22 protein-coding genes are annotated in these 24,629 nt (G+C 58.4%); 14 read left to right on the plus strand and 8 right to left on the minus strand.

Features of this window, described 5'->3' with window-relative positions; all coding sequences use genetic code 11:
• Positions 1 to 27 precede the first annotated feature (27 nt).
• The 3 genes from GOX73_RS05130 to GOX73_RS05140 all read left to right on the plus strand — a co-directional run bounded on the left by GOX73_RS05130 (position 28) and on the right by GOX73_RS05140 (position 2,563).
• Entirely contained in the window at positions 28 to 921 is an 894-nt protein-coding gene (locus tag GOX73_RS05130; protein WP_171124829.1) for a PfkB family carbohydrate kinase, read from the plus strand.
• The gene (locus tag GOX73_RS05135; RefSeq protein ID WP_171124827.1) at positions 918 to 1,823 is read left to right on the plus strand and encodes a pseudouridine-5'-phosphate glycosidase; all 906 of its coding nucleotides are present in this window, start codon (positions 918 to 920) and stop codon (positions 1,821 to 1,823) included. Before GOX73_RS05130 ends, GOX73_RS05135 begins: the two co-directional genes overlap by 4 nt.
• A gap of 62 nt (positions 1,824 to 1,885) precedes the next feature.
• Entirely contained in the window at positions 1,886 to 2,563 is a 678-nt protein-coding gene (locus GOX73_RS05140; RefSeq protein WP_171121580.1) for a DUF502 domain-containing protein, read from the plus strand.
• Here the strand turns inward: GOX73_RS05140 and GOX73_RS05145 are convergent, their stop codons facing one another.
• Both GOX73_RS05145 and GOX73_RS05150 read right to left on the minus strand, forming a co-directional pair.
• The gene (locus GOX73_RS05145; RefSeq protein WP_171124825.1) at positions 2,564 to 3,589 is read right to left on the minus strand and encodes a patatin-like phospholipase family protein; all 1,026 of its coding nucleotides are present in this window, start codon (positions 3,587 to 3,589) and stop codon (positions 2,564 to 2,566) included.
• A gap of 63 nt (positions 3,590 to 3,652) precedes the next feature.
• Positions 3,653 to 4,426 (minus strand): 3-hydroxybutyrate dehydrogenase, encoded by a 774-nt coding sequence (locus GOX73_RS05150; protein WP_171124823.1) that lies wholly within the window; start codon positions 4,424 to 4,426, stop codon positions 3,653 to 3,655.
• A gap of 292 nt (positions 4,427 to 4,718) precedes the next feature.
• Between GOX73_RS05150 and GOX73_RS05155 the strand changes: the two genes are divergently transcribed.
• Both GOX73_RS05155 and GOX73_RS05160 read left to right on the plus strand, forming a co-directional pair.
• A complete protein-coding gene (locus GOX73_RS05155; RefSeq protein WP_171124821.1) occupies positions 4,719 to 6,533 on the plus strand; it encodes an extracellular solute-binding protein in 1,815 nt (604 codons plus the stop codon).
• Positions 6,534 to 7,016: 483 nt separating this feature from the next.
• Complete coding sequence (locus tag GOX73_RS05160; RefSeq protein WP_171121584.1) at positions 7,017 to 7,253, plus strand: hypothetical protein; 237 nt, start codon at positions 7,017 to 7,019, stop codon at positions 7,251 to 7,253.
• On the opposite strand, the gene GOX73_RS05165 is transcribed toward GOX73_RS05160, so the two are convergent.
• Positions 7,242 to 7,865 (minus strand): helix-turn-helix domain-containing protein, encoded by a 624-nt coding sequence (locus GOX73_RS05165; RefSeq protein WP_171121585.1) that lies wholly within the window; start codon positions 7,863 to 7,865, stop codon positions 7,242 to 7,244. The two genes, GOX73_RS05160 and GOX73_RS05165, sit on opposite strands and share 12 nt — an antisense overlap.
• A gap of 65 nt (positions 7,866 to 7,930) precedes the next feature.
• Here GOX73_RS05165 and GOX73_RS05170 point away from each other — a divergent pair, with 65 nt between their 5' ends.
• From GOX73_RS05170 to GOX73_RS05190, 5 genes are all read left to right on the plus strand, one after another.
• Positions 7,931 to 9,448 carry a class I adenylate-forming enzyme family protein gene (locus tag GOX73_RS05170; protein ID WP_171124819.1) on the plus strand — a complete coding sequence of 506 codons (1,518 nt, stop codon included), beginning with the start codon at positions 7,931 to 7,933 and terminating at the stop codon, positions 9,446 to 9,448.
• Positions 9,445 to 10,104 carry a DsbA family oxidoreductase gene (locus GOX73_RS05175; protein ID WP_171121587.1) on the plus strand — a complete coding sequence of 220 codons (660 nt, stop codon included), beginning with the start codon at positions 9,445 to 9,447 and terminating at the stop codon, positions 10,102 to 10,104. The genes GOX73_RS05170 and GOX73_RS05175 overlap by 4 nt, the downstream gene beginning before the upstream one ends.
• Before the next feature lie 76 nt (positions 10,105 to 10,180).
• Positions 10,181 to 11,389, plus strand: coding sequence for a multidrug effflux MFS transporter (locus tag GOX73_RS05180; RefSeq protein ID WP_171124817.1), 1,209 nt, complete (start codon positions 10,181 to 10,183; stop codon positions 11,387 to 11,389).
• Positions 11,390 to 11,446: 57 nt separating this feature from the next.
• Positions 11,447 to 13,111, plus strand: a complete 1,665-nt coding sequence (locus GOX73_RS05185; RefSeq protein WP_171124816.1) for a hypothetical protein — start codon at positions 11,447 to 11,449, stop codon at positions 13,109 to 13,111.
• Positions 13,108 to 13,761 carry an SH3 domain-containing protein gene (locus tag GOX73_RS05190; protein ID WP_171124814.1) on the plus strand — a complete coding sequence of 218 codons (654 nt, stop codon included), beginning with the start codon at positions 13,108 to 13,110 and terminating at the stop codon, positions 13,759 to 13,761. Before GOX73_RS05185 ends, GOX73_RS05190 begins: the two co-directional genes overlap by 4 nt.
• A 26-nt stretch (positions 13,762 to 13,787) precedes the next feature.
• Here GOX73_RS05190 and mfd read toward each other — a convergent pair whose 3' ends face one another.
• Both mfd and GOX73_RS05200 read right to left on the minus strand, forming a co-directional pair.
• Complete coding sequence (gene mfd / locus GOX73_RS05195; RefSeq protein ID WP_171124812.1) at positions 13,788 to 17,240, minus strand: transcription-repair coupling factor; 3,453 nt, start codon at positions 17,238 to 17,240, stop codon at positions 13,788 to 13,790.
• A 21-nt stretch (positions 17,241 to 17,261) separates the two neighbouring features.
• Positions 17,262 to 17,786 carry a component of SufBCD complex gene (locus tag GOX73_RS05200; RefSeq protein ID WP_171121592.1) on the minus strand — a complete coding sequence of 175 codons (525 nt, stop codon included), beginning with the start codon at positions 17,784 to 17,786 and terminating at the stop codon, positions 17,262 to 17,264.
• A 120-nt stretch (positions 17,787 to 17,906) separates the two neighbouring features.
• On the opposite strand from GOX73_RS05200, the gene hemB reads away from it, so the two are divergent.
• From hemB to GOX73_RS05220, 4 genes are all read left to right on the plus strand, one after another.
• On the plus strand, positions 17,907 to 18,905 hold the full coding sequence (gene hemB / locus GOX73_RS05205; RefSeq protein ID WP_171124810.1) for a porphobilinogen synthase: 999 nt from the start codon (positions 17,907 to 17,909) through the stop codon (positions 18,903 to 18,905).
• Positions 18,906 to 19,045: 140 nt separating this feature from the next.
• On the plus strand, positions 19,046 to 19,618 hold the full coding sequence (locus GOX73_RS05210) for a YSC84-related protein (RefSeq protein WP_171121594.1): 573 nt from the start codon (positions 19,046 to 19,048) through the stop codon (positions 19,616 to 19,618).
• A 174-nt stretch (positions 19,619 to 19,792) separates the two neighbouring features.
• Positions 19,793 to 22,255, plus strand: a complete 2,463-nt coding sequence (locus GOX73_RS05215; protein WP_171124808.1) for a penicillin acylase family protein — start codon at positions 19,793 to 19,795, stop codon at positions 22,253 to 22,255.
• A 107-nt stretch (positions 22,256 to 22,362) separates the two neighbouring features.
• The gene (locus GOX73_RS05220) at positions 22,363 to 22,758 is read left to right on the plus strand and encodes a nuclear transport factor 2 family protein (protein ID WP_171124806.1); all 396 of its coding nucleotides are present in this window, start codon (positions 22,363 to 22,365) and stop codon (positions 22,756 to 22,758) included.
• Positions 22,759 to 22,764: 6 nt separating this feature from the next.
• Here GOX73_RS05220 and GOX73_RS05225 read toward each other — a convergent pair whose 3' ends face one another.
• The 3 genes from GOX73_RS05225 to hfq are packed head-to-tail and all read right to left on the minus strand — an operon-like array spanning position 22,765 to position 24,576.
• Positions 22,765 to 23,049, minus strand: coding sequence for a putative quinol monooxygenase (locus GOX73_RS05225; RefSeq protein ID WP_171121597.1), 285 nt, complete (start codon positions 23,047 to 23,049; stop codon positions 22,765 to 22,767).
• A 16-nt stretch (positions 23,050 to 23,065) separates the two neighbouring features.
• Positions 23,066 to 24,337: a GTPase HflX gene (gene hflX, locus GOX73_RS05230; protein WP_171134807.1), complete on the minus strand. Its 1,272-nt coding sequence runs from the start codon at positions 24,335 to 24,337 to the stop codon at positions 23,066 to 23,068.
• A complete protein-coding gene (gene hfq / locus GOX73_RS05235) occupies positions 24,337 to 24,576 on the minus strand; it encodes an RNA chaperone Hfq (RefSeq protein WP_010440340.1) in 240 nt (79 codons plus the stop codon). The genes hflX and hfq overlap by 1 nt, the downstream gene beginning before the upstream one ends.
• Positions 24,577 to 24,629 lie beyond the last annotated feature (53 nt).

Here is a 24,629-nt window from a genome sequence, read left to right on the forward strand (position 1 = left end):
ACTGTGACGCTGCGGCATGACACGGGCATGACTCAGACTAGTGACATCCTGTGTATCGGCTCGGTCCTGTGGGACGTGATCGGACGCTCGGCCAGCGCCATGCGGCAGGGATCAGACGTACCGGGGCGGATTACACGCCTGCCTGGCGGCGTGGCGATGAATATCGCCATAACGCTGGTAAGGTTCGGCATGACGCCCACCTTGCTGACCGCCATTGGCCGTGACCCCGAAGGGGATGAGCTGGTTAATGCCTGCGCCCGGCTGGGCATGGTCACGGATCACGTCTATCGCTCACAGGACTTGCCGACCGATCGTTACATGGCCGTCGAAGGGGCAAACGGGCTGATCGCAGCCATCGCCGACGCGCACTCGCTCGAGGCTGCGGGGGCCAAAATTCTGCGACCCCTGATGCACGGGCCACTGGGCTACGAGAACACTCCGTTCGAAGGCCCGATCGCGCTGGACGGCAACCTGACACTGACCCTGCTGGAAGAAATCGTCCAAAGCCCAGCCTTCGCCAAAGCCGACCTGCGCGTAGCTCCCGCCTCACCCGGCAAGGCCGAGCGCCTGCTGCCCTTCCTCAAACACGCTCGCGCCACGTTATACGTGAACCTTGAGGAAGCTGGCATTCTGTGCCAACGCGAGTTTGCCGATTCCGAAAGCGCCGCCAAAGGTCTGCTAGACCGGGGCGCGTTGCGGGTGTTGGTCACAGATGGCGGTAACTCTGCCACTGTCGGCACCTCGGATGAAATCCTGACCCAGACACCCCCGTCCGTTCTGGTCACCCGTGTGACCGGCGCAGGCGATACTTTCATGGCGGCGCATATCGCGTCCGAGGCCGCCGGGGCCGCCCCCGACGCTGCCCTGACCCGCGCCCTGCACGCCGCCGCCACTTACGTTTCCGGAGAAACCCCACTGTGATCGACATCCAATACTCGGCCGAAGTGCGCGCCGCCAAAGACGCGGGCCACCCCATTGTTGCGCTGGAAAGCACCATCATCACCCACGGCATGCCCTACCCGCAGAATATCGAGGTCGCAGCGCAGGTCGAACAAGATATCCGTGACGCAGGCGCAGTACCCGCCACCATGGCGGTGATCAAAGGCAAGCTGCATGTGGGGCTCGAGGCCGACCAACTAAAGGCACTGGGACAAGCGCAGGGCGTCGCCAAAATCTCACGCGCCGACATGGCCGCTTGCATCGCCACCGGTGGAACCGGCGCCACCACGGTTGCCGCCACGATGATCGCCGCGCAATATGCCGGGATCGAGGTCTTTGCCACCGGCGGCATTGGCGGCGTGCATCAAGGGGCTGAAACCTCGTTCGATATCTCTGCCGATCTGCATGAGTTGGCGCAAACCCGGGTGACCGTGGTGGCAGCAGGGGCCAAAGCGATCCTTGATCTGGCCAAAACGCTCGAGGTGTTGGAAACGCTGGGCGTGCCCGTGATCGCCTATGGCCAGGACGAATTCCCCGCCTTCTGGTCGGCGCAATCTCCCTACGCAGCGCCATTGCGCATGGACAGCGCAGCAGAAATCGCCAAGGCCCACGCCACCCGTCGCGCCCTTGGCCTGCCCGGCGGCCAGTTGGTCGCCAACCCGATCCCCGCCGCTGATCAAATCCCGGCGCTGGAACTGGCCCCGATCATCGCTTCGGCTCAGGCTGATGCCGACGCACACAGGATCACCGGCAAAGACGTTACTCCCTACCTACTGCAGCGCATTTATGAACAGACCGAGGGGCGGTCGCTGACCGCGAACATCGCATTGGTCAGAAATAACGCAAAATTGGCCGCCGGCATCGCCCGTGCCCTGTCCGAGTGAGCAAAGCTATTGTACCAAAGCCCCGGACTGCTTAACTAAATTGGCAAACACGCAGGACCGTAATGAACACGCCCTTTGACGAAGAACCTCACCGCCGACCGGGCCTGTTTTCCCGGCTGCGCGCGTCATTTCTGACGGGCATCGTTGTCATCGCTCCGGTCTGGCTGACCATCTGGCTGATCTGGTCCGTGGTGGGCTGGATCGACAGCGCAGTCCTGCCGCTGATCCCGCAGAAATTCCAACCCTCGGAATATGTGGGGGTGAACCTGCGCGGCGTGGGCGTGGTGATCTTCCTGATCTTCACCGTGCTTGTCGGCTGGATTGCCAAAGGAATTCTTGGCCGCTCGCTGATCCACTTTGCCGAAAGCCTTGTGAACCGGATGCCGGTGGTGCGCTCGGTTTATTCCGGGATCAAGCAAATATCGGAAACGGTGTTTGCCCAGACGGAACGGTCCTTTGAAAAAGCCTGCCTGATCCAATATCCCCGCCGGGGCATCTGGGCGATCGGATTTGTCTCGACCACTGCGCGGGGTGAGGTCAGCGACCGCGCTGAAACCGGTGGCAACCTGTTGAGTGTTTTTGTGCCAACCACACCCAACCCGACCTCCGGATTTCTGTTGTTCTTCCCGGAAGAGGACGTGATCCTGCTGGACATGTCGATCGAGGACGCGGCCAAACTAGTGATTTCGGCAGGTCTTGTTTATCCAAACGAAAAAGACCCGTCGCAGCCGCCCGAGTGATCAGCCGAACATTTCGGGTAGATTGACCGTGCTGCGCGTGCCAAGGTCGGATTTGTGCTCCGCCAGAAACCGATCCATGGCTCTGCGCCCTGCATCCTTGAGTTTGTGCAACACGACCGGGTTTGGCACGGTCTTGGTGGCCACCGACAAATCATTCATAAGATCATCATCTGCGATCATGTGAACCAGAACGCGGCTCATCTCTCCGGCCTTTAGTTTTCCATCCGCCAATAAGCGCTGAACAAAGCTGATCGCGCGCAGCTCTCGAAACAGGGAGGAATTGAAACTGATCTCATTGATACGGTTCTGAATCTGCTGCCGCGTCCGCGGTATCTCGTCCCGTTCCAGCGGGTTTATATTCACGATCACCACGTCGTCAGGCAGATCGCCATTGAACAACGGATAAAGCGCCGGATTGCCGGTAAATCCACCGTCCCAATAAGCTTCGGTTCTGCCGGACTTGGGATCAAAAATCTCGACCGCCTGAAACAGGTTCGGCAAACAGGCCGAGGCCAAAATGGCACCGGTCGAAACCTCTTGCCCGGTAAAAACCCGTATCTTTCCGCTGCGCACACAGGTTGCACAGACAAAAAGCTGCGGCCCGTCATCTGCGCAAATCTCGTCAAAATTGAACCGATCCACCACGGGCTCAAGCGGATTGCGATAAAAGGGACCATACGCATAAGGCGAGACCAATCTCGACCATGCATCGCCCACGGAAAACGGTAGCGAATATTCCATGGCCTGTGCGATCTGCGCGGGCTCCAACGACTGCATCCAGTTGGCAAGGCGCATGTCACCAACCGCACCCATCCGGGACCAAAGACCATTCAGATTTTCCCGCGCCCCCGCGCGGCCATCGTGCACCATGCCCGATTTGAACGCCGCCCCATTCAACGCCCCGGCCGAGGTTCCAGTGATCGCCGCGACCTCGATATCCTCTTCATCCAGAATTCGATCCAACACACCCCAGGTAAACGCCCCATGTGCGCCACCGCCTTGCAAAGCCAGATTGATCCTCTTCACGACCCACCCCTTCTTCTGTTTAGAAATACTTCGGGGGTGTGGGGGCAGCGCCCCCACGTAATCTCACAAAGCGGTCCAACCGCCATCCACGGAAATCGTCGTCCCCGTGATCTGCGCCGCCGCGTCCGAGCACAAAAACACCGTCGTGCCCCCCAGTTGCTCGACCGTTGCAAATTCTTTCGACGGTTGCCGCTCCAGCAGGACGTTCTTCACGACGTCCTCGCGGCTCATGTTGTATTCCTTCATCGTGTTCGGAATCTGAGCGTCCACCAAAGGCGTCAGCACATAGCCCGGACAAATCGCGTTGCAGGTGATTGGTTCCTGCGCGGTCTCAAGCGCAATTGTCTTCGTCATCCCCACGACCCCGTGTTTGGCAGCGACATACGCCGCCTTATAAGGAGAGGCGGTCAGCCCATGCGCCGACGCGATATTAACCACACGACCCCATCCTGCCTTTCGCATCATCGGCAAAGCGGCGGCAGTCGTGTGAAAGGCCGAGCTCATGTTGATCGCAATGATTGCATCCCACTTGTCGACCGGAAACAGGTCGATCGGCGAGACATGCTGAATACCCGCGTTATTAACAAGGATATCGCAAGCCCCGGCCTGTTCGATCAGGGCGCGGCATTCGTCCCCCTTGGACATATCTGCCTTGATATAGCGCGCGTTGGTGCCAGTCTCCTGAGAGATTTCCGCAGCAAGGGCGTGATCTTCGTCAAGGTCGGTAAAGGAATTCAGAACCACATCTGCGCCAGCCTTGGCCAATTCAAGGGCAATCCCCAATCCGATCCCTGAGTTCGACCCCGTTACGATTGCCGTTTTTCCCTTAAGGCTCATGGCCGCTCTCCCTTAGAATCCGTATCGGCGACACAGTGCCATGCTGCACGTGCAAAGAAAACGAAGAATGACCTTGCGGAACGGATTGACAAAAACTCGGCCAAAAAAAACGCCCGCACGAAGCGGGCGTTAAGTTATTGAGGCAGGTTTCATACAGGCAAGAAACCTATCGAGCAGTGCACCCTTTATAAGCAATTCCACGCCTTCGTCCAAGCTAAAAGTTTGAAAAGAAGAAAAATCATCGGTACGATGAATCCCAACAAAATAAGGCCAGAGCAGGATTGTTTCCAAAATGAGCCCCGATTTTCTACGACCCGCACGCCCAGTGATCACGGGAATCACTTTCCTTTTGGGGGCCGCAATCGCCAGCGCAGAATCGGCGCATGGCATAGCTATGTACGGAGAGCCCGCCCTACCACCGGATTTTGTGTCTCTGCCTTACGCAAACCCCGACGCGCCCAAAGGCGGAAAAGTCGTTTTCGGAAATACGGGCGGCTATAACAGTTTGAACCCGTTTGTGCAAAAAGGGACCTCCCCATGGCAGTTGCGGTTTTGGACGCATGAAAGCCTGATGGGGCGATCTTGGGACGAACCTTTCACACTTTATGGCCTGTTAGCCGAATCAGTTGAGACGGCGCCGGACCGGTCTTGGGTCGAATTTACACTACGCGAAGGGGCACAATTTTCGGACGGCACACCCGTCACCGTTGATGATGTCATCTGGTCGTATGAGATTTTGGGAACCGAAGGGCATCTGCGGTATCGCGGTCTTTGGAGCAAGATCGACAGCATCGAAGCAACCGGCCCGCGCACCGTGCGGATCACATTCAACGAGCCCGACCGCGAACTGGCCTTGATCGCCGGTCTGCGCCCGATCCTGCAAAAGGCACAGTGGGACGGTAAGGATTTTGCCAATGCCACGCTGCACGATATTCCCGTCGGCACCGGCCCGTATGTGATCGACAGCTATGAGCCGGGACGATACGTCAACCTGCGACGTAACCCCGATTACTGGGGAAGCGATGTTCCCTTCCGTCAGGGTACGATGAACCTTGATGAGATGCGGATCGAATTCTACGGGGACGGCACCGTTCTGTTTGAGGCTTTCAAAGCTGGTGAGCTGACCGCCGTGCGCGAGTTCAACGCAGACAAGTGGGAAACACAGTACAACTTCCCAGCCGTTCAGCGCGGCGATGTAGTAAAAACCGAAATCCCTCATGGTAAGCCATCGGGCATGACCGGATATGTCATGAACACCCGCAAAGCGCCGTTCGACGACTGGCGCGTTCGCGAAGCCCTGACGCTAGCCTTCAATTTCGAGTTCATCAACGACACGATCACCGGCGGGGCGCAGCCCAGGATCACGTCCTATTTCTCGGGCTCCGATCTCGCCATGCAACCTGGCGCAGCGACAGGCCGCGTGGAAGAGCTGCTTCAACCCTACGCGGCAGACCTGCCGCCCGGAACGCTTGAGGGATACGTCCTGCCGGAAGGTGACGGCTCGGCCCGCAACCGGTCAAACATCCGTAAAGCGACCAAGCTGCTGTCTGAAGCAGGCTGGACCATTCAGGACGGCGTCCTTCGCAACGCAAACGGTGATGCGTTCACGCTGAACGTGTTGCTGCAACAGGGCGACAGCGAAGGCGAGACCGCCATCGAGATCTATAGCCGTGCGCTGGAACGTCTGGGGATTCAAGTATCAACAGAACAGGTAGACAGCGCGCAATTCACCGGGCGTACCTCAGATCTGGATTTTGACATGACGTTTTTCCGACGCGCCCTCTCGTTATCGCCGGGCAACGAACAACGGCTGTATTGGGGGAGTGAAAATGCCGATACGCCCGGCACCCGCAACCTGATGGGCGTGGCCTCACCTGCTGTGGACGGATTAATTGATGCCATGCTTGCGTCAGAAAGCCATGAGGACTTCGTTGCCGCCACCCGCGCCTTGGACCGCGTGTTGACAGCCGGACGATACGTCATTCCGATCTGGAATTTCGACGTCGGGCGGATCGCGCACGCCAAAGAACTGAAGCAACCGGAAACCCTGCCAATTTACGGCGACGGGCCCGAGTATATGCCGCAGGTCTGGTGGTTCGAAGAGTAACGCAAACGCACGGACCAGACCCGATTTCAGGCGGAATTCAATTGCGTTCGGCTTTTCGGCGAAAAACGGCACACGCGCCAATAGGCCCAACATCTTGCGTCACAAATTGGGACGGCTACTACAGATTGGTACGGATACTAATTTGAGTTAATAAACAAAAACTTCGCACAAAAAGCTTTACGCAATGCATCCATGCGTTGTAGCCTTGCTGCATTATAGCGCTTTGCGCGACCTGATTATTGCTTTGAATTTCGGAACATAGCCTTTTCTCAGCCTCGCAGCGTGCGCCTTTTACGGACCAGCCCCCACTCACTCCAAACTTGGGTCCGTATGCCCGTTGCGGATTGCCTGCAACGGGCATTTTGATCCTTGCAGCAGATCGGAAATGGGTGCGACATTTTGTCATGCGCTGACGACCCATGCCTCTTCGTACCCTGTTTATGGCCGAGCAGCTTTGAAACCTGGAAACCGGAAAGCTTGCAGATGTTGAACTGGAATGACCTGACGCAAGACTGGGACGCAATGTATTCGCGCGCCAAACGGCGCTTTCCAAACCTGCGCGACAAGGACAAGCCGCTGTTCAGCAAGGATCGCAAAGGATTTGAGGCTTACCTTGCAGAACGTCACCACCTGACAGTGAACGAAGCCCACGAAGAGCTTGAGGACTTTCTGTTCACGGAAGGCCTGAACCGAGAATTCAGCCGGTCGTTAACTAAGTGACGTCACCCAAAGGATCGTCGCGTCTTCGTCGCTGACAGACACCACGTTGTGCCCCATGCTGCCGTCGTAATAGGCGCTGTCGCCGCGGCGCATTTCCACAGGTTCATAAAACTCGGTGTACAGACGTACAACGCCTGTAAGCACGTAAAGAAATTCTTCCCCGTCGTGGCGAACCCAACCCTCGAACTCGTCCATCGACCGCGCCCGCACACGCGCCCGATAGGGCAGCATCTGCTTTTTCGTCAGCGTTTCGGCCAGCAACTCGTGCTCGTATGTCGTCGTGGGATGGGCTGTGCCCTCTCCCATCCGGGTGACGGCCATACGGCCAATCACCTGTTCCCGCTGTGGCGGGGTGAAGAGCTGGGGCACTGAAATCTCAAGCCCGGTCGCCAACTTTTTCAGCGCATCATAGGTCGGAGACATCTGGCCATTTTCGATTTTGCTGAGTGTCGAACGCGCCAACCCTGCCTGAGTTGCCGCTTGTTCCAACGTCCATTTGCGCGCCTTGCGCAGCTCGCGCACGCGGGCGCCAAGGTCCAGCGGCTCAACCTCCGCGGGCTCGCCCGAGTCTCGGGCCAATCGGATCAGGGATGTCTGTTCGTGCGTACTCATGTGCAATTCTATAGGGCCAGGTTGACCTGCTTGCAACGGAACAGACGTCGCGTTAGCCAGTCGCTATGCTTTCTGTCTTCGATCAAGGCCCTGCTTTGGCCTGTCCATCCCCGTTCAATCTGGCGGCGCATGTATTGCGTCAGGCCAATCGGCTGGCCGACAAAACCGCCCTGTCAGTTGTCGGGTCGACCAAGGCGCAACACTGGTCATACGCACAGTTGAAACGCGCCATTCTTGGCACCGGAACTGGTTTGCTGCAGTCCGGCCTAAACCCCGGAGACATCGCTTTGATGAGGCTGGGCAACACGGTCGACTTCCCCATCGCCTATCTGGGTGCGATATCGGTGGGGATCGTACCTGTGCCGACCTCGTCCCAATTGACCGAACCCGAAACCGCAAAGATCATCCAAGACCTAAAGCCAGCAGCCGTTCTGCGTGACCTGACCGTGGCCTGCGCCAACCATCCTGTGCAGATCACTTTGTCCGATCTGACCGCCATGCGGGACCTGTCCCCAGCCACATTCCAGATGGGCGATCCCGAGAGGATGGCTTACGTCGTCTATACCTCGGGCACCTCTGGGAAACCTCGGGCTGTCGCACACGCCCATCGCGCAATCTGGGCCCGGCAGATGATGGTGGATGGGTGGTACGGTCTACGCGAAAATGACCGCCTGTGCCACGCCGGAGCGTTCAACTGGACCTACACATTGGGCACGGGTTTGATGGACCCGTGGACGATCGGCGCGACAGCGTTGATCCCCGAGCCCGGAACCGATCTGTCCACCCTTCCTGCGCTTCTGCGTGACCACCAAGCCACTATTTTCGCGGCCGCACCGGGTGTCTTTCGAAAAATCGTCGGAACGACCGATCAGCTAACCTTGCCGCACCTACGGCATGGGCTCTGCGCAGGTGAGAAGCTGTCGCCCACGCTTCATACACAATGGAAACACGCCACAGGGACCGAACTGTTTGAGGCCTATGGCATGTCCGAATGCTCGACCTTCATCTCGTCCAGCCCCGAACACCCCGCGCGGGGTGAGGCCTTGGGCCAACCGCAGCCCGGCCGGCGCGTGGCCATCCTTGGGCCAGATGGTCCAGTCCCGCAAGGAACCGAGGGCACCATCGCCATCCACCGCTCGGATCCTGGCCTGATGCTAACCTATCTGAATGCCCCGGACGAAGCGCAGGCGCGGATGCAGGGCGATTGGTTTCTGACCGGCGATCAGGGCGCGATGGCTGTGGATGGGCAGATAACTTATCTGGGCCGCGACGACGATATGATGAACGCGGGCGGGTACCGCGTGTCCCCTGTCGAGGTTGAGGCCGTGCTGTCACAATACCCCGGCATCACGCAGGCAGGTGCCGCCGCCGTCGAGGTGAAACAGGGCACATTCCTGATAGCAGCCTTCTATACAGGCCCGGAAAAGCTGGACGAAGATGCCCTGCGCACCTATGTGGAAGCAAATCTGGCGCGCTACAAGCAACCGCGCGCCTTTATCCACCTGCCCGAGCTGCCCACTGGCGGCAACGGCAAACTCCTGCGCCGGGCGCTTCCGGCCTATTTCAAGGCGACCACCGAATGACCCAGACCGTCAAGCTTGACATCATGTCCGACCCGATCTGCCCGTGGTGCTATATCGGCAAGACCCATCTGGACAAGGCGCTGGCCGCGATCCCAGATCACCCCTTTGTCATCGAATGGCACCCTTTCCAACTGAATCCAGACATGCCGGACGAGGGCATGGGCCGCCGCGAATATCTGGAACGCAAGTTTGGCGGCAAAGAAGGTGCTGTCCGTGCCTACGCCCCGGTTGTTGAGCACGCTGAAAACGCTGGCCTGAAAATCGACTTTGAAGGGATGAAGCGCACTCCCAACACGCTGGACGCCCACCGCCTGATCCACTGGGCCGGGATCGAAGGGAAACAAAACGCGGCGGTCGACGCACTGTTCGACGCCTATTTCGTTCAGACACGCGACATCGGAGATCACGAGGTTCTGGCGGACATCGCCGACGGTATCGGTATGGACGCTGCGATCGTGCTGAAACTGCTGAAATCAGATGCTGATCGTCAGGACATCAGTGACCGCGACACGCATTCGCGCCAGATGGGAGTGAACTCGGTCCCGACCTTCATCGTCGCCAACCAGCACGCGGTTCCCGGCGCCCAACCTCCTGAAATGTGGGAGCGCGTGATCGGTGAAATCATGTCTCAACTTGAGGCTTCCCCTGCAAATTAGCACAGCCCTCTGTGCACATTTAGTCTCTGGTGCCACCTGACCTACCGTGATAGCGCGATCAGGTCAGGAGGGCACAATGGCCGGTCGTATGTCACGAGGAGAGTTCGTCGCACTTGTCGCGATGATGTTCGCAACAATAGCGTTCTCGATCGATTCCATGCTGCCCGCCCTGCCCGAAATCGGCGCGCAGCTCAGCCCGGATGACATCAACCAAGCGCAGTTGATCCTGACCTCATTCGTTCTGGGGATGGGGATCGGGACATTCTTTACCGGTCCGTTGTCTGATGCATTCGGGCGTAAACCAGTCATCTACGTCGGCTCTGCACTGTATATCCTGTCGGCGGCGGTGGCATGGTCCAGTTCCTCGCTTGAGATGCTGCTGATCGCGCGGATTTTTCAGGGTATCGGCTGTTCCGCCCCGCGCGTTGTCGCGATGGCAATTATCCGGGATCTGTATTCCGGCCGCGAAATGGCCCGTATTGTCTCGATCGCGATGATGATCTTTACGCTGGTTCCAGCCATCGCGCCAATGATGGGCGCCGGAATTATCGCACTGACCGGATGGCGCGGAATTTTCGCGTCTTTTGTGCTGTTTTCACTGATCACAATCGTCTGGATGGGGCTGCGCCTGCCGGAATCTCTGGCTGCTGAAAACCGACGTCCTTTGCGTCTGCCGCTGATGCTGGACGCGGCGCGCCAGATGTTTGCACATCCAACGGTAAGGGTTTCGATTATGGTGCAGACCCTGTGCCTTGGGATGCTATTCACCATGCTGACCATGGTGCAGCCGATCTATGACGTTATCCACGACAGCGCCGAAAGCTTTCCCTTCTGGTTCGGTTTCGTGGCGCTTATGTCCGGCTCTGCGAGCCTGCTGAACGCAGCCCTTGTAATCCGTCTGGGAATGCGCCGGATCGTGACGTGGGTTCTGGGTGCGCAGATCGTTTTCACGACTTCGGTCATCGTTCTGAACAGCATGGACCTGTCACCGACCCTGTCATTCGCCGTATTCGTTAGCTGGCAAACCGCCGTATTCTTTATGGCGGGCATGACCATGGGCAACCTCAACGCCATCGCGATGGAACCTATGGGCCATATCGCTGGCATGGCGGCCTCGGTCATCGGAGCGATCTCAACGGTTCTTGCCGCGGCGATCGCTGCACCCATTGGCCTGCTGTTCGACGGATCAATCGCACCTTTGGCAACCGGGATACTGACGATGAGCACACTGGGTTTTGGCCTAATGCTGCACATGGGTCGGATCGAAAACAGATTGCCAGCCTGATCTGTGCACCCCCGGTGAATCAGGTTAACCTCCGCTCAACCCGAGTGGAGATTTTCAATGAGCGACTATTACGATCTGGGAACCCATACCTGCACGGTCACCACCGCCTCGGCCGAAGCGCAGCTATGGTTCGACCGCGGGTTGGTCTGGACCTACGGCTATAACCACGATGAGGCCGTAGCCTGTTTCCAGCGAGCGGTCGAAGCCGATCCGAATTGCGCAATGGCACATTGGGGCGTCGCCTACTCCGCCGGTCCGAACTATAATGTGCCGTGGAATCTGTTGGATGACCGCGGCAAGAAGAAGGCGCTGACGTTGGCATTTGACGCGACCCAACGGGCGCTTGCTTTGGTCGATGGCTGTACCCCAGTCGAGCAGGCACTGATCCACGCCCTGCCCACGCGTTATCCGCAGGACGACCCAACGGATGATATGCACCAATGGGACTATGACTTTGCAGACGCAATGCGCGCGGCGTTTGCTGAACGACCTGACCATCTGGACCTGCGTACCATCTATGTTGAATCGCTCCTGAACCTCACACCTTGGCAGATGTGGGACCTGAAGTCGGGGAAACCAGCTGAGGGTGCTGCGACGCTTGAAGCCCAAAAAGCGCTGGAAGATGCGATGGCGAACGATCCAGCAGCCATGTCTCATCCCGGCCTTCTCCATCTATATGTGCACCTGATGGAAATGTCGCCAACCCCCGAAAAAGCGTTGAAAGCAGGGGATGTTCTGCGAACATTGGTGCCTGATGCGGGCCATCTGGTGCATATGCCCACCCATATCGACGTATTGTGCGGTCACTATCAAAACGTCGTTCATTGGAACGAAAAGGCGATCGAGGCAGACCTTAAGTATTACGACCGCGAGGGCGCTTTCAACGTGTACACAGGCTATCGCCAGCACGATTATCACTTTGTCATCTACGGCGCGTTGTTCCTGGGTCAGATCGAGCCGGCCCTGCGCGCCAATCAGGGCATGTGGGACACCACACCCGAAGAGATGCTGCGCATCGAAAGCCCGCCAATGGCGGACTACTTCGAAAGCTATATGTCCATGGGCCCTCACATCCTGATCCGCTTTGGCCGCTGGGAAGAGGCCAAGGCGCTTGAACCACCAGAAGACACCGACCTGTTCCTGACCCTGACCGCGACGACCTACTATGCCCGCGCCATCGCTTTTGCAGCGACGGGACAGGTGGCCGAAGCCGAGGCCGAGGAACAGCTTTTTCTTGCTGCCAAGGCCCGCGTCCCCGACACCCGGCTGATGCACAACAACCGTGTTACTGACCTGCTGGAGATCGCGCAGGAGATGCTGAGGGGCGAGATTGAGTACCGCAAGCGTAATTACGATGTGGCCTATGCCCATCTGCGACGCTCGGTCGAGTTGGACGACAACCTGCTTTATGATGAGCCGTGGGGCTGGATGCAGCCGACCCGTCACGCATTGGGCGCGTTGTTGTTCGAACAGGGCCACACTGCCGAAGCTGAAGCTGTTTATCGCGAAGATTTGGGACTGGGCGGCACTCTTAGCCGCGCCTCGATCCATCCAGACAATGTCTGGAGCCTTAAGGGGTTGCACGATTGCCTGAAAGCGCGTGGCGAGGTCGACGAGATCAAGCAAATCAGCCAAAGACTGGATCTGGCACTTGCCCGCGCCGACCGTGCCGTCGGCGCATCCTGCTTTTGCGCCCAAGCGGCGATGAGGGCCGCTGAATGAAGCCACTTCTGCTTGTTGCCGCGTTTGCCTGCGGTCCGGCGCTGGCGGATCGCCAGACCTTTCCCCCTGTGGATGAGGCTGACCAAGACCCAAGCCTTTTGGCGTTTCGGGCCGAGTTGTTGACCAAGGTCAAAGCGCGTGACGCTGACGCGGTCATAGCTGCGGCCTGTCCTGACATTTATCTTAGCCACGGCGGGAATGGCGGCCCCGAAGAGTTCCGAGAGCTTCTGGCCCCCGATCCGGCCACCGTGTCGGACCAAGGAGGCGAGGCCTATTGGTCCGATCTTGAAAACACCTTGTTACAGCCCGGCTATTTCGACGAAGATGGTGAGTTCTGGATGCCGCATCAGTGGCAGATCACCCTGCCCGCCACGCTAGACCCTTATATGGCTTATTTCGTCAATGCTGCGGACGTGACTTTGCGCCAGTCTGCAAACCGGGGCGCGCCCATTTTGGATCTGATCAGCCATGAGGTCGTCATAGTCCGGGACTATTCCGAGATTGACGAATACCAGCAGGTTTTGCTGACCGATGGCGGCCAGGGCTACATGCACAGCATGTTCCTTTGGCCGATGGTCGGGTATCGCGCCGCATTCGCCAAGTCCGAGGCCGGTCAATGGCAATTATGCACCTTCGTCGCCGGTGACTAAGGCGTCACCGGACCGAGCAATGTGATTTAGGTTTTGGCCTTTTTCTCGGCCATAACCTTTTCGGCCAGGTCCCGCGCAATAGAGAAGGCACCTTTGATCTTATCGCTGTCCTTCTTCCAGTCACGCCGCACGACGATCTTGTTGTCTTTGACCTTAGCCAACCCGCGCTGGTTCTGGATGAATTCGACCAATCCCTGAGGTGACGCGAATTTGTCATTGTGGAACTGGATCGTCGCGCCCTTTGGCCCTCCGTCCAGCTTGGCAATACCCGCGCGTTTGCACATGGCTTTGATGCGCACGACCAGCATCAATGTGTTCACCTCTTTCGGCAATTTTCCAAATCGGTCAATCAGTTCCGCCGCGAATCCTTCCAGTTCAACCTTTGTCGACAGCGATGACAGGCGACGATAGAGGCCCAGACGAACATCCAGATCAGGCACGTAGTCCTCGGGGATCAGAACGGGTACGCCTAGATTTATCTGCGGGGCCCATTGGTCATCGCTGTCTGACAGCCCCTCCATCTCACCGGCTTTGATCTTGGCAATCGCCTCTTCCAGCATCGACTGGTAGAGTTCATAGCCCACATCGCGCATTTGCCCCGATTGTTCTTCGCCCAGTAGGTTACCCGCGCCACGAATGTCCAAGTCTTGGCTAGCCAGCGTGAACCCCGCCCCCAGTGTATCCAACGAGCCCAGAACGCGCAGACGTTTCTCGGCCGTGGCAGTCAGCTTCTGGCGCGGTTTTGTGGTTAGATAGGCATAAGCGCGGGTTTTTGAGCGCCCCACCCGACCACGGATTTGATAGAGCTGCGCGAGGCCGAACATATCCGCCCGGTGCACAACCATCGTGTTCGCGGTTGGGATATCCAGACCACTTTCGACAATCGTGGTGGCCAGCAGAACGTCGTATTTGCCGTCGTAAAAGGCGTTCATTCGGTCATCCAGCTCGCCTGCCGCCATCTGTCCATGGGCGACCACATAGGTCAGCTCTGGCAATTGCTCCTTCAGGAACTCTTCGATCTCGGGCAGGTCCGAAATACGCGGGACCACGTAAAAGCTCTGGCCACCGCGATAATGTTCACGCAGCAGGGCCTCGCGGATCGTGACCGCGTCGAATTCGCTGACATAGGTGCGGATCGCCAGACGGTCGATGGGTGGCGTGCCGATGATCGACAGGTCGCGCACGCCGGTCAGCGAAAGTTGCAGGGTACGCGGGATCGGCGTGGCGGTCAGGGTCAGGACGTGGATGTCGCTGCGCAGCTGTTTCAGGCGTTCTTTGTGGCCGACGCCGAAATGCTGTTCCTCGTCGATGATCAGCAGGCCCAGATTGTTGAACCGGATGCCCTTGGCCAACAGCGCGTGGGTGCCGATCACGATATCGACCGTGCCGCGCGCCAGCCCGTCGCGTGTTTGCTGAGCGTCTTTTGCGGAGACAAACCGCGACAACTGCCGCACCTCAAGCGGGAAGCCCCGGAAGCGTTCTTTGAAGCTGGCCGCGTGTTGGCGGGCCAGCAGTGTGGTTGGCGCGATCACCGCCACCTGCACGCCCGACATGGCGGCGACAAAGGCCGCACGCATGGCAACCTCGGTCTTACCAAAGCCCACATCGCCGCAGATCAGGCGATCCATCGGCGCGCCCGAATGCATATCCTCCATCACCTCAGAAATCGCGCGCAACTGATCGTCGGTTTCCTGATAAGGGAAACGGGCGCTGAATTCCTCCCACGCATGGGGCGGAGGGTCCATGATGGGGGCTTTGCGCAAGGCCCGTTCGGCTGCGATGCGGATCAACTTGTCCGCCATTTCGCGGATACGCTCTTTTAGCTTGGCCTTTTTCGCCTGCCACGCGCCGCCGCCCAGACGGTCCAGCAGACCTTCGTCATGGCCGTATTTGGACAGCAACTCTATATTTTCGACCGGCAGGTACAGTTTTGATTGCTCGGCATATTCCAGCAGCAGGCATTCATGAGCGGCACCGGCGGCAGTGACGACCTCCATCCCCATATAACGACCGATGCCGTGATCCACATGCACCACAAGATCGCCGGGCGTCAGGGATTGGGTCTCAGTCAGGAAGTTCTCGGCCTTGCGGCGTTTCTTGGGTTGACGGATCAGGCGATCACCCAGCACGTCCTGTTCGGCAATCACCGTCAGGTCGGGGGTCTCGAACCCATGCTCCAGCGCCCAGACGGCCAGATGCAGGCCGCGTTTGCCGACGCGGGTGCCATCGGTGACGGGGATCGCCTCGGCCAGCCCTTCATCCTCGATCAACCCGGTCAGACGTTCGCGCGCGCCTTCGGAATAAGACGCGATCAGCACCGGGCCTTTGGCCATTTTGTCGGTGATATGCGCAGCTAGGGCACCAAATAGGCTGATGCTTTCCTGCTGCCGTTCGGGTGCAAAGTTTCGACCGATCCGTCCGCCTGCGTCGATCACGCCCGGTCCGCTGGCTTGTGGCAGGGGGCCGAACTGCAGAACCCGCCGGTCGCCAATCGCCTGTTCCCAAGAAGCATCGTCCAGATACAACAATCCGGGTGGCGTCGGCTTATACACCGTATCCATGCGCGATCGGTTTTCCAAAGCCAAGCGCCGGGTTTCATACTGATCGGCAATCGTATCCCACCGCGCAAGACGCGCGGGCGTCACCTGATCATCCAGCGAGATCGTCGCCCCCGGCAGGTAATCGAAAAGTGTCTCCAGCCTTTCGTGAAAGAACGGAAGCCAATGTTCGACACCTTGATGTTTGCGCCCCGCACTGACGGCCTCGTACAAAGGATCATCGGTCCCCGCCGCGCCAAATTCGATGCGGTAGTTTTGGCGAAACCGAGTAATGGCGGCCTCGTCCAGAATAACCTCGGACACCGGGGCCAATTCCACGACCTCAAGCTTTTCGGTCGTTCGTTGTGAAACAGGATCAAACCGGCGCGCACCGTCCAGAACATCGCCGAACAGGTCCAGCCGCACGGGACCGGACTCACCGGGCGGGAAAATGTCTATGATGCCACCGCGAACCGCATAATCTCCGGGCTCCATCACGGTGGGACTTTGGGCAAATCCCATGCGGACCAGAAACGCGCGCAGGGCCTGTTCATCGACACGATGATTCACGCGTGCGGTAAAGGCAGCTTGTCTTAGCACGTCCCGCGCTGGAACGCGCTGTGTTGCCGCGTTCAGGGTTGTCAGCAAAACGAAACGTTCTGGCATCTGATGGACCAGAGCTGCCAATGTCGCCACCCGCGCCGCCGCAATATCCGCATTCGGCGACACCCGATCGTATGGCAGGCAATCCCAGCCGGGAAACACAAAGACGGGAACGTCCGGCGCGAAGAAAGCCAGCGCCGCGCGCATCGCTTCCATCCGCTTGTCATCACGCGCGACATGACAGACCGGACCGCCGCTCCGGGTCATTTCGTTCAGAACAAGCTGTGCGTCAAACCCTTCGGGGGCGCCGCCAACCGTCACATGGTTCGGAGCCGTCATCGCCTTGCCTTTCCGAATTCTCTATCCCAGAACGCCGATGGAAAAGTTCTGATACATACCCCAAAGCGATGTGATCAAGATCGAAATTATTCCAACGATCTGCGTATAGATTCTGCATCGCGTGAGAATTTTTGACACGACATCCATGCCCGGTTCGGTCCGTTGTAACTTGCGCGCAGCGGAAATGTTGATCAGCATCACCACACAAAGCGGAAACAAAAGCAGAAAGACCGCCTGAGCGAACTCAACTCCGTAGAAAAACCCAAGTATCGCCAGCCCGGTAAAGAAAAAGCAACTTAACGCCAAAATGACCAGCCCGGACACATCCACGATGTATAAAAGCCGGTTCTTGTTGATCCTGACGACGTCCAACAGGTCTTCTTCAGCCTGCCCACCGATGCGGCGTGCGCGAACGACCAGGTCATAAGGAACCCCCATGGCCCAGTGGCTGGCCGACGACCATAGAACGGCCAAACCGATCCAATACCAAAGGTTGGAAAAGCTGCGCATGTCGATGAGTTCAAAAATCGAAGAGTATAAGTCCACGCGTCAGCCCTTTGTTCACTGTCCTTAGGGACCCTCTTCGCATAGGCGCGTCCATCGTTACCCTTGAGACTACGCGGAATTCATGCCACCCAATGCGGGAATATTCAAGGAGAGCGCGACATGAAACCGACCATCGCCACTTTTCCATTGGCTCGTTTCCGTAGAGCGCGGCAATCTCAGGCCATTCGGGGTCTTGTGCGCGAAAACACACTGACCACAGATGACCTGATCTGGCCGGTATTTGTGCGCGACGGCGAAGGGATTGAAGAACCGGTTCCTTCTATGCCTGGTGTTGTACGGCGGTCCGTCGATCTGATTGCAAAGGCCGCAGTCGAAGCACAAGCACTTGGAATACCTGCGATCTGCATCTTTCCTTACACTGACCCCAGTCTGAAAACCGAAGACTGTGTCGAGGCGTGGAATCCCGACAACCTGTCGAACCGCGCCATTCGCGCCATCAAGTCCGCAGCTCCGGATATTGCAGTGATGACGGATGTGGCATTGGACCCCTACAACATCAACGGTCATGACGGATATGTCGTCGATGGCGAGATTGTGAACGATCAGACGGTCGAGGCGCTGGTGAAGATGACGCTAGCCCAGGCCGACGCGGGTGCTGACATCATCGGGCCATCTGACATGATGGACGGCCGGATCGGGGAAATGCGCCGCGCGCTGGAATCCGCAGGCCACCAGAATGTGATGATTCTGAGCTACGCCGCCAAATACGCCAGCGCCTTCTATGGTCCGTTCCGAGATGCAGTTGGCGCGTCTGGTGCGCTGACGGGTGACAAGAAGACCTACCAGATGGACCCGGCCAATTCGAACGAGGCCATGCGCCTGATCGAACGTGATCTGACGGAAGGAGCCGACATGGTCATGATCAAGCCGGGCATGCCCTATCTGGACATCTGCCGACGCGTCAAAGACACGTTCGGCGCCCCCACTTATGCCTATCAGGTGTCCGGTGAATACGCGATGATTCAGGCCGCTGCGCAGAACGGCTGGATCGATGGGGAAAAGGTCATGCTGGAAAGCCTTCTCGCGTTCAAGCGCGCGGGATGTGACGGCATCCTGACCTACTTTGCCCCAGAGGTCGCCCGGCACCTTCAGGGCTAAGACCTCAAACTGTCGCGATAATTCGCCTATTGTGATCGGGGGTGATGCAGCTTTCCCGTGACACGTGGACTCAATAGGCGTATCCTCGCCCATAAGATCGGGAACACCCGACAACTCAGGCAGTCATACAGAGAAAAAACATGAGCAGTTCCAATCCCATTCGACTAAGTCGTCGTGGCTTTGCCTTTGGCATGGCCGGGCTGACCCTAACCGCAGCTTGCGGCAACGGTGTCGGCAACTCGAACGCGGCAACGATCGACGCGCGCGTCGATGCCACGCTGACCGAAATGTATTCACGCTATCCGAACACGGTGGAAATCGCAGAAAAAGCCAACGGCATGCTGGTCATGCCCTTGATAACCGAAGCCGGGTTCGTTTTTGGCGGCGGTTATGGCCGTGGCGCATTGCGGATCAATGGCGCAACCGTGGACTACTATTCTGCCGTAAAAGGCACCGCTGGATTGCAGGTCGGGGCACAGCAATACGCCCACGTCCTGTTCTTCATGACACAGGACGCGCTGAATGACTTCCGTCGTTCCAGCGGATGGACGGCTGGCGCGGATATCGGCTACGTGGTCAGCGATCAGGGCGACTCTCTTTCGACCAACACAACAACGTTGCGCTCCCCGGTACTGGCCGCCGTTTTCGGTCAGGCGGGTCTGCAGATCGGCGCAACCGTCGATGGCACGAAATACACTCGGATCATCCCGTAACACAGCACTAACCCCCTCAGTGCTTAAGCCCTGCCATGGACGTATCTCTGTGGCAGGGGTTTTTCTTTGCGACGTTGCGCAAAGATACACAATCTTCCGGCGTTCCTCTTTCGGTTGGGATGGGCTTCTACTAATCTGACGCCAAACGGAGATAGATAAGAAAATGGGCCTCAGATGGGATTAGTATTTCGTTGGCTGGTGCGCCTCGCCACGGGCCTCGTTCTTCTTAGTCTGGCCGCCGTCATACTGGTCTACTTTCTGGCCAGCCAATCCCTGCCCGAATACGATCAAACCGTCGAGGTACGCGGGCTGACAGCGCCGGTGGAAATCGTGCGCGATACCGCCAATGTGCCGCATATTCTGGGCGAGACTGACCCGGATGTCTTCTTCGGGCTTGGGTACGCACATGCGCAGGACCGTCTGTGGCAAATGACCGTCCTGCGACGCACCGCCCAAGGGCGCTTGTCCGAAGTGTTCGGCGCGCGCACGGTTTCAATCGACAAGTTGCTGCGTCGGCTTGACCTTTACGGCCTCGCCCATCGCTCGGTCGATGTGCAGGACGACTATACCAAGGCTGCGCTGCGCGCTTACGCGGCCGGTGTCAACGCGCGGCTGGACGAAATCAACGAGATGGCGCTTGGGCGTGGCGCGCCCGAAATGTTCCTGTTCAATGCGCCTGTTTCCCCTTGGCAACCCGGTGACAGCCTCGCTGTGATCAAATTGATGAGCCTTCAGTTGTCCGGCCATCTTGAAGACGAAGTGCTGAGGGCGCGCACGTCGCTCATGCTGAACAACTCGGCGCGGCTGGCCGATATCCTGCCCGATGTACCGGGTGCCGGAATTGCGGCCCTGCCCGAATATGCCGCCTTGTTCCCGGGTTTGCCCCGATATGTAGACGGATCGCCGATGCCAGACAGTCCGCTTTCGCCATTCCCGAAACGTGGATTAGCCGGGGCATCAAACGCCTGGACTGCAGCACCATCACGATCGGCCATTGGTGGGACGCTGCTGGCGAACGACCCGCATCTGGGTTTCACTGCACCCGGAGTTTGGTATCTGGCCCGGCTGGAACTTGAAAAAGGTGGCGTCATCGGCGCAACGATTCCGGGCATTCCTTCGGTCATGGCGGGGCGCAGCGATCGGCTGGGATGGGGGCTGACCTCATCTTATCTGGATGATCAGGACGTTCATATTGAACAGCTCAACCCCGACAATCCCGAAGAATACCTGACCCCGGACGGGTACAAGTCATTCCGAACCCGCCCGTCAATCATCGAGATCAAGGATGAGGCGCCCATCACACTGACCCTCCGATGGACGGAGAATGGACCCGTTCTGCCCGGCAGCCACTACGATCTGGGAACCATAACACCGCAGGGCCACGTTGCATCGCTGTCCTGGACGGCCCTAAGTGCGCAAGACACGTCAATGACCGCGTCGATGGCCTTGATGAATTCTGATACTGTGCCGCAGGCGATTGACGCAGCCGAACTGGTCATCTCCCCATCTCAGAACCTGTCGCTGGTGGATAAGGACACGATCGGCATGAAGCTGATCGGGGCTATGCCCAAGCGCGACCTGCGCAATCAAAGCCGTGGACGTATCCCCACCCCCGGATGGCTGACCGAGAACCGCTGGCAGGGCCGCCTGCCCTATGCGGACAACCCCGAATTTGTGGCCCCTGCCGGTGGCATACTGGGCAACACAAACAACAAGGTCATAGACCGCCCCTTCCCCGAGCATGTTTCATTTGAATGGGGTGACACGCAGCGCATTCACCGCTGGGAACGCCTAATGCAATCGCGCGAGGTTCACACGCGTGACAGCTTTATCGAGGCGCAACTGGACACCGTCAGCTTTACCGCCCGCTCGCTGCTGCCCTTGATTGGCGCGGACCTGTGGTTCACCGGAGCATCGGCCCCAGAAGGCACGCCCGAGCGTCAGCGCCAGATCGCGCTGGGATTGCTGGCCGAGTGGAATGGCGAGATGAACGAACATCTGCCCGAACCTCTGATCTATGCCGCTTGGCTGCGTGCGCTGCAAATCCGCCTGATCTCGGACGAGCTTGGCCCGTTGGCTGCCAAATACAAACATGTTGAGCCGCTGTTCATAGAACGTGTTTACCGCGATATCGACGGCGCGGCAGTATGGTGTGACGTACGTCAAAGTGCGCCCACGGAAACCTGCACCGACATGGCGCGGCTGGCGCTGGACGACGCGCTGATCTGGATTTCCGAGAAATATGGCGGGTCGCTGGAATCCCTGCGCTGGGGCGATGCTCATCAGGCGACCCACGATCACCCGGTTCTGGGCTCGGTCCCGGTTCTGCGGTTCTTCGTCAATATCCGCCAATCCACCAGCGGCGGCGACAATACATTGCTGCGTGGGCGCACGTCGGGCGAAGGGCCGGACCCGTTTCAGAACGTGCACGGCGCGGGCTATCGGGGCGTTTATGATTTCGCGGACCCTGACAGTTCGGTCTTCATCACAGCCACTGGTCAATCGGGCCATTTCCTGTCGCGCTACTATGACGATCAGGCGCAACTTTGGCGGCGTGGGGAGTATATTCCGATGTCGCTCGATCTTGATCTGGCCCGTGCAGCGGCCGTTGGTGTGACGAATTTGATCCCGCGCTGATTTCGTCTGTTCGGCAAGACCTTGCCCCTTTTTCACGGTTGCGTGGACGCAGCCCCTTGTTTTGGCTTACGATCCCAGTGGTCATTGATTGGAACCGGGGGGTATTCATGGCCAGTATTCGGGATATGTTGAACAACCTCGCACGGGATTACGCGATCGCGTGGAGCTCGGGCGACCCCGAAGCGGTCGCCGGTTTCTTTGCACCGGACGGAACAATCACAGTCAATCGTGGTGATCCATTTGTCGGACGCTCGGCAATCGCGGATATGGCGCGCGGGTTCTTTGACGAGTTTGTCGACCTAGAAGTTCGATGCGATATGCTGAGATGGGCCGGAACCCACGCAATCTTTGTCTGGACACTGGAAGGGCACCACGCCGAAACCCGCAATCACGTCATCACCCGGGGTTGGGAAGAATGGGACATGACGGCTGACAACAAGGTTCAGTCTTCGATGTGGTGGTACGACGCAGAAGACTATCAGCGGCAGATCGACGGGGTCTGACCCAGCCTACCCCTTGGTAATCTGGTACGAACGAGGGATGCCCTGCGTGATCCCGAACCAGTCCGAGTTTTGCGTGCGTTCCTGATGCGCATCAAACGACGTTTGATCCCGAAACACCTCGTTGACATTAAACCGACCCGGGGTTTCCGCGTCTTCGGTGACTTCGAAGGACAAGCACCCCGGTTCCGCCCGTGTCAGCGCAATATGCTTGGGCAATGCGGCGCGTACTTGCTCAAGACGATCTATCGGTACGTCGATATGACCAGTCAAAAAGACCTTGCTTTCGGACACTGTGCCCCCCGTCAACTCAAAGCGCCGAAAACTGAGCGGCCTGCTTGTCGGTCCAGAGAACCGTGATCTGGAACCCGTCCTCTGTCTGCCTTTCGGATCGGACGACGTCCTGACGGAACAGCCACGCGCGCTTGTCGCCTTCGGCATATCCAAGGGTCAACGTGCTTTCGTGCCGTACGCCCTGCAGTTTGACCGCGATATCGGCCAATAGCGGCTCTATCCCCTCACCCGTCACTGCGGAAATCGCAAAGATCGCAGGATCGCGATCCGAACGCGCTATGGCGGCTTCGCGATCCTCGTCGCTCAATAGGTCGATCTTGTTCCAAACCTCAAGCCGCGGACGTTCATCATCAACCCCAAGCGAGCTCAGGATCGTTTCGACATCCCGCGCCTGTTCGTCGGTTTCGTCATGGCTGATATCGCGCACATGAACAATGATATCGGCGCCCAGAACCTCTTCCAGCGTGGCGCGGAATGCCGCGACCAGCTCGGTCGGCAGGTTCGAGATGAACCCAACTGTGTCCGACAGGATCACCTCGGGGCCGTCAGGCAGTTCAACCCGGCGCATGGTCGGGTCCAACGTGGCGAACAACATGTCCTTGGCCATCACCTCTGCCCCAGTCAGCCGGTTGAACAGTGTCGACTTGCCTGCGTTCGTGTAGCCCACTAGCGCAACGATGGGATATGGCACCTTAGCGCGCGCTGCACGGTGAAGGGTGCGGGTTTTGACCACCTTCTGCAATTGGCGACGCAAACGAACAAGCTGTTCGTCAATGGCGCGCCGGTCGGCTTCGATCTGTGTTTCACCCGGACCGCCGACAAATCCCAGCCCGCCCCGCTGCCGTTCAAGGTGGGTCCACGCCCGAACAAGGCGCGTCCGCTGATAGCTGAGCGCAGCCATTTCGACTTGCAGAACACCCTCGCGGGTCCGCGCACGATCGCTGAAAATCTCAAGGATCAGCCCCGTCCGATCAAGGATTTTGACCTTCCAGGCTTTTTCAAGGTTGCGCTGCTGAACAGGGGTAACCGGCCCGTCAATCAGAACCAGTTCGATTTTGTTATCGTGCAGCCGTTCTGCCAGTTCTTCAATCTTGCCGCTGCCGAACAGCAACCCGGGCTGGGCGCGTTGCAGGCGCACGATTTCCGAGCCGACCACGTCAAGGTCGGGCAAAGCGGCAGCCAGTGCCACCGCCTCTTCCAGCGCCGGTTCAGGAACACGGCGCTGTTCATCTGACTTGATTTCCGGATGCAGCACCCAAGCGCGGGTGCGCGTCCTATCGTGTTCCATCAAGAGGCGTCTTCGCCCTCATACAGGCTGATCGGCTGCGACGGCATGATGGTCGAAATCGCGTGCTTGTAGACCAACTGCGACTGTCCGTCGCGGCGCAACAACACGCAGAAGTTATCGAACCAGGTAATCACACCCTGCAATTTCACACCGTTGATCAGGAAAATTGTGACCGGGACCTTTGCTTTCCGTACATTATTCAGGAACGCGTCCTGCAGATTCTGTCTGTCCGAAGCCATATTTTTATAATCTCGCCATTGTTCTTGCTACGCGCTGCGGACCAACGCGCTCC

Origin of the sequence: Ruegeria sp. HKCCD7221 (assembly GCF_013031225.1) — a bacterium.
GTDB lineage: Bacteria > Pseudomonadota > Alphaproteobacteria > Rhodobacterales > Rhodobacteraceae > Ruegeria.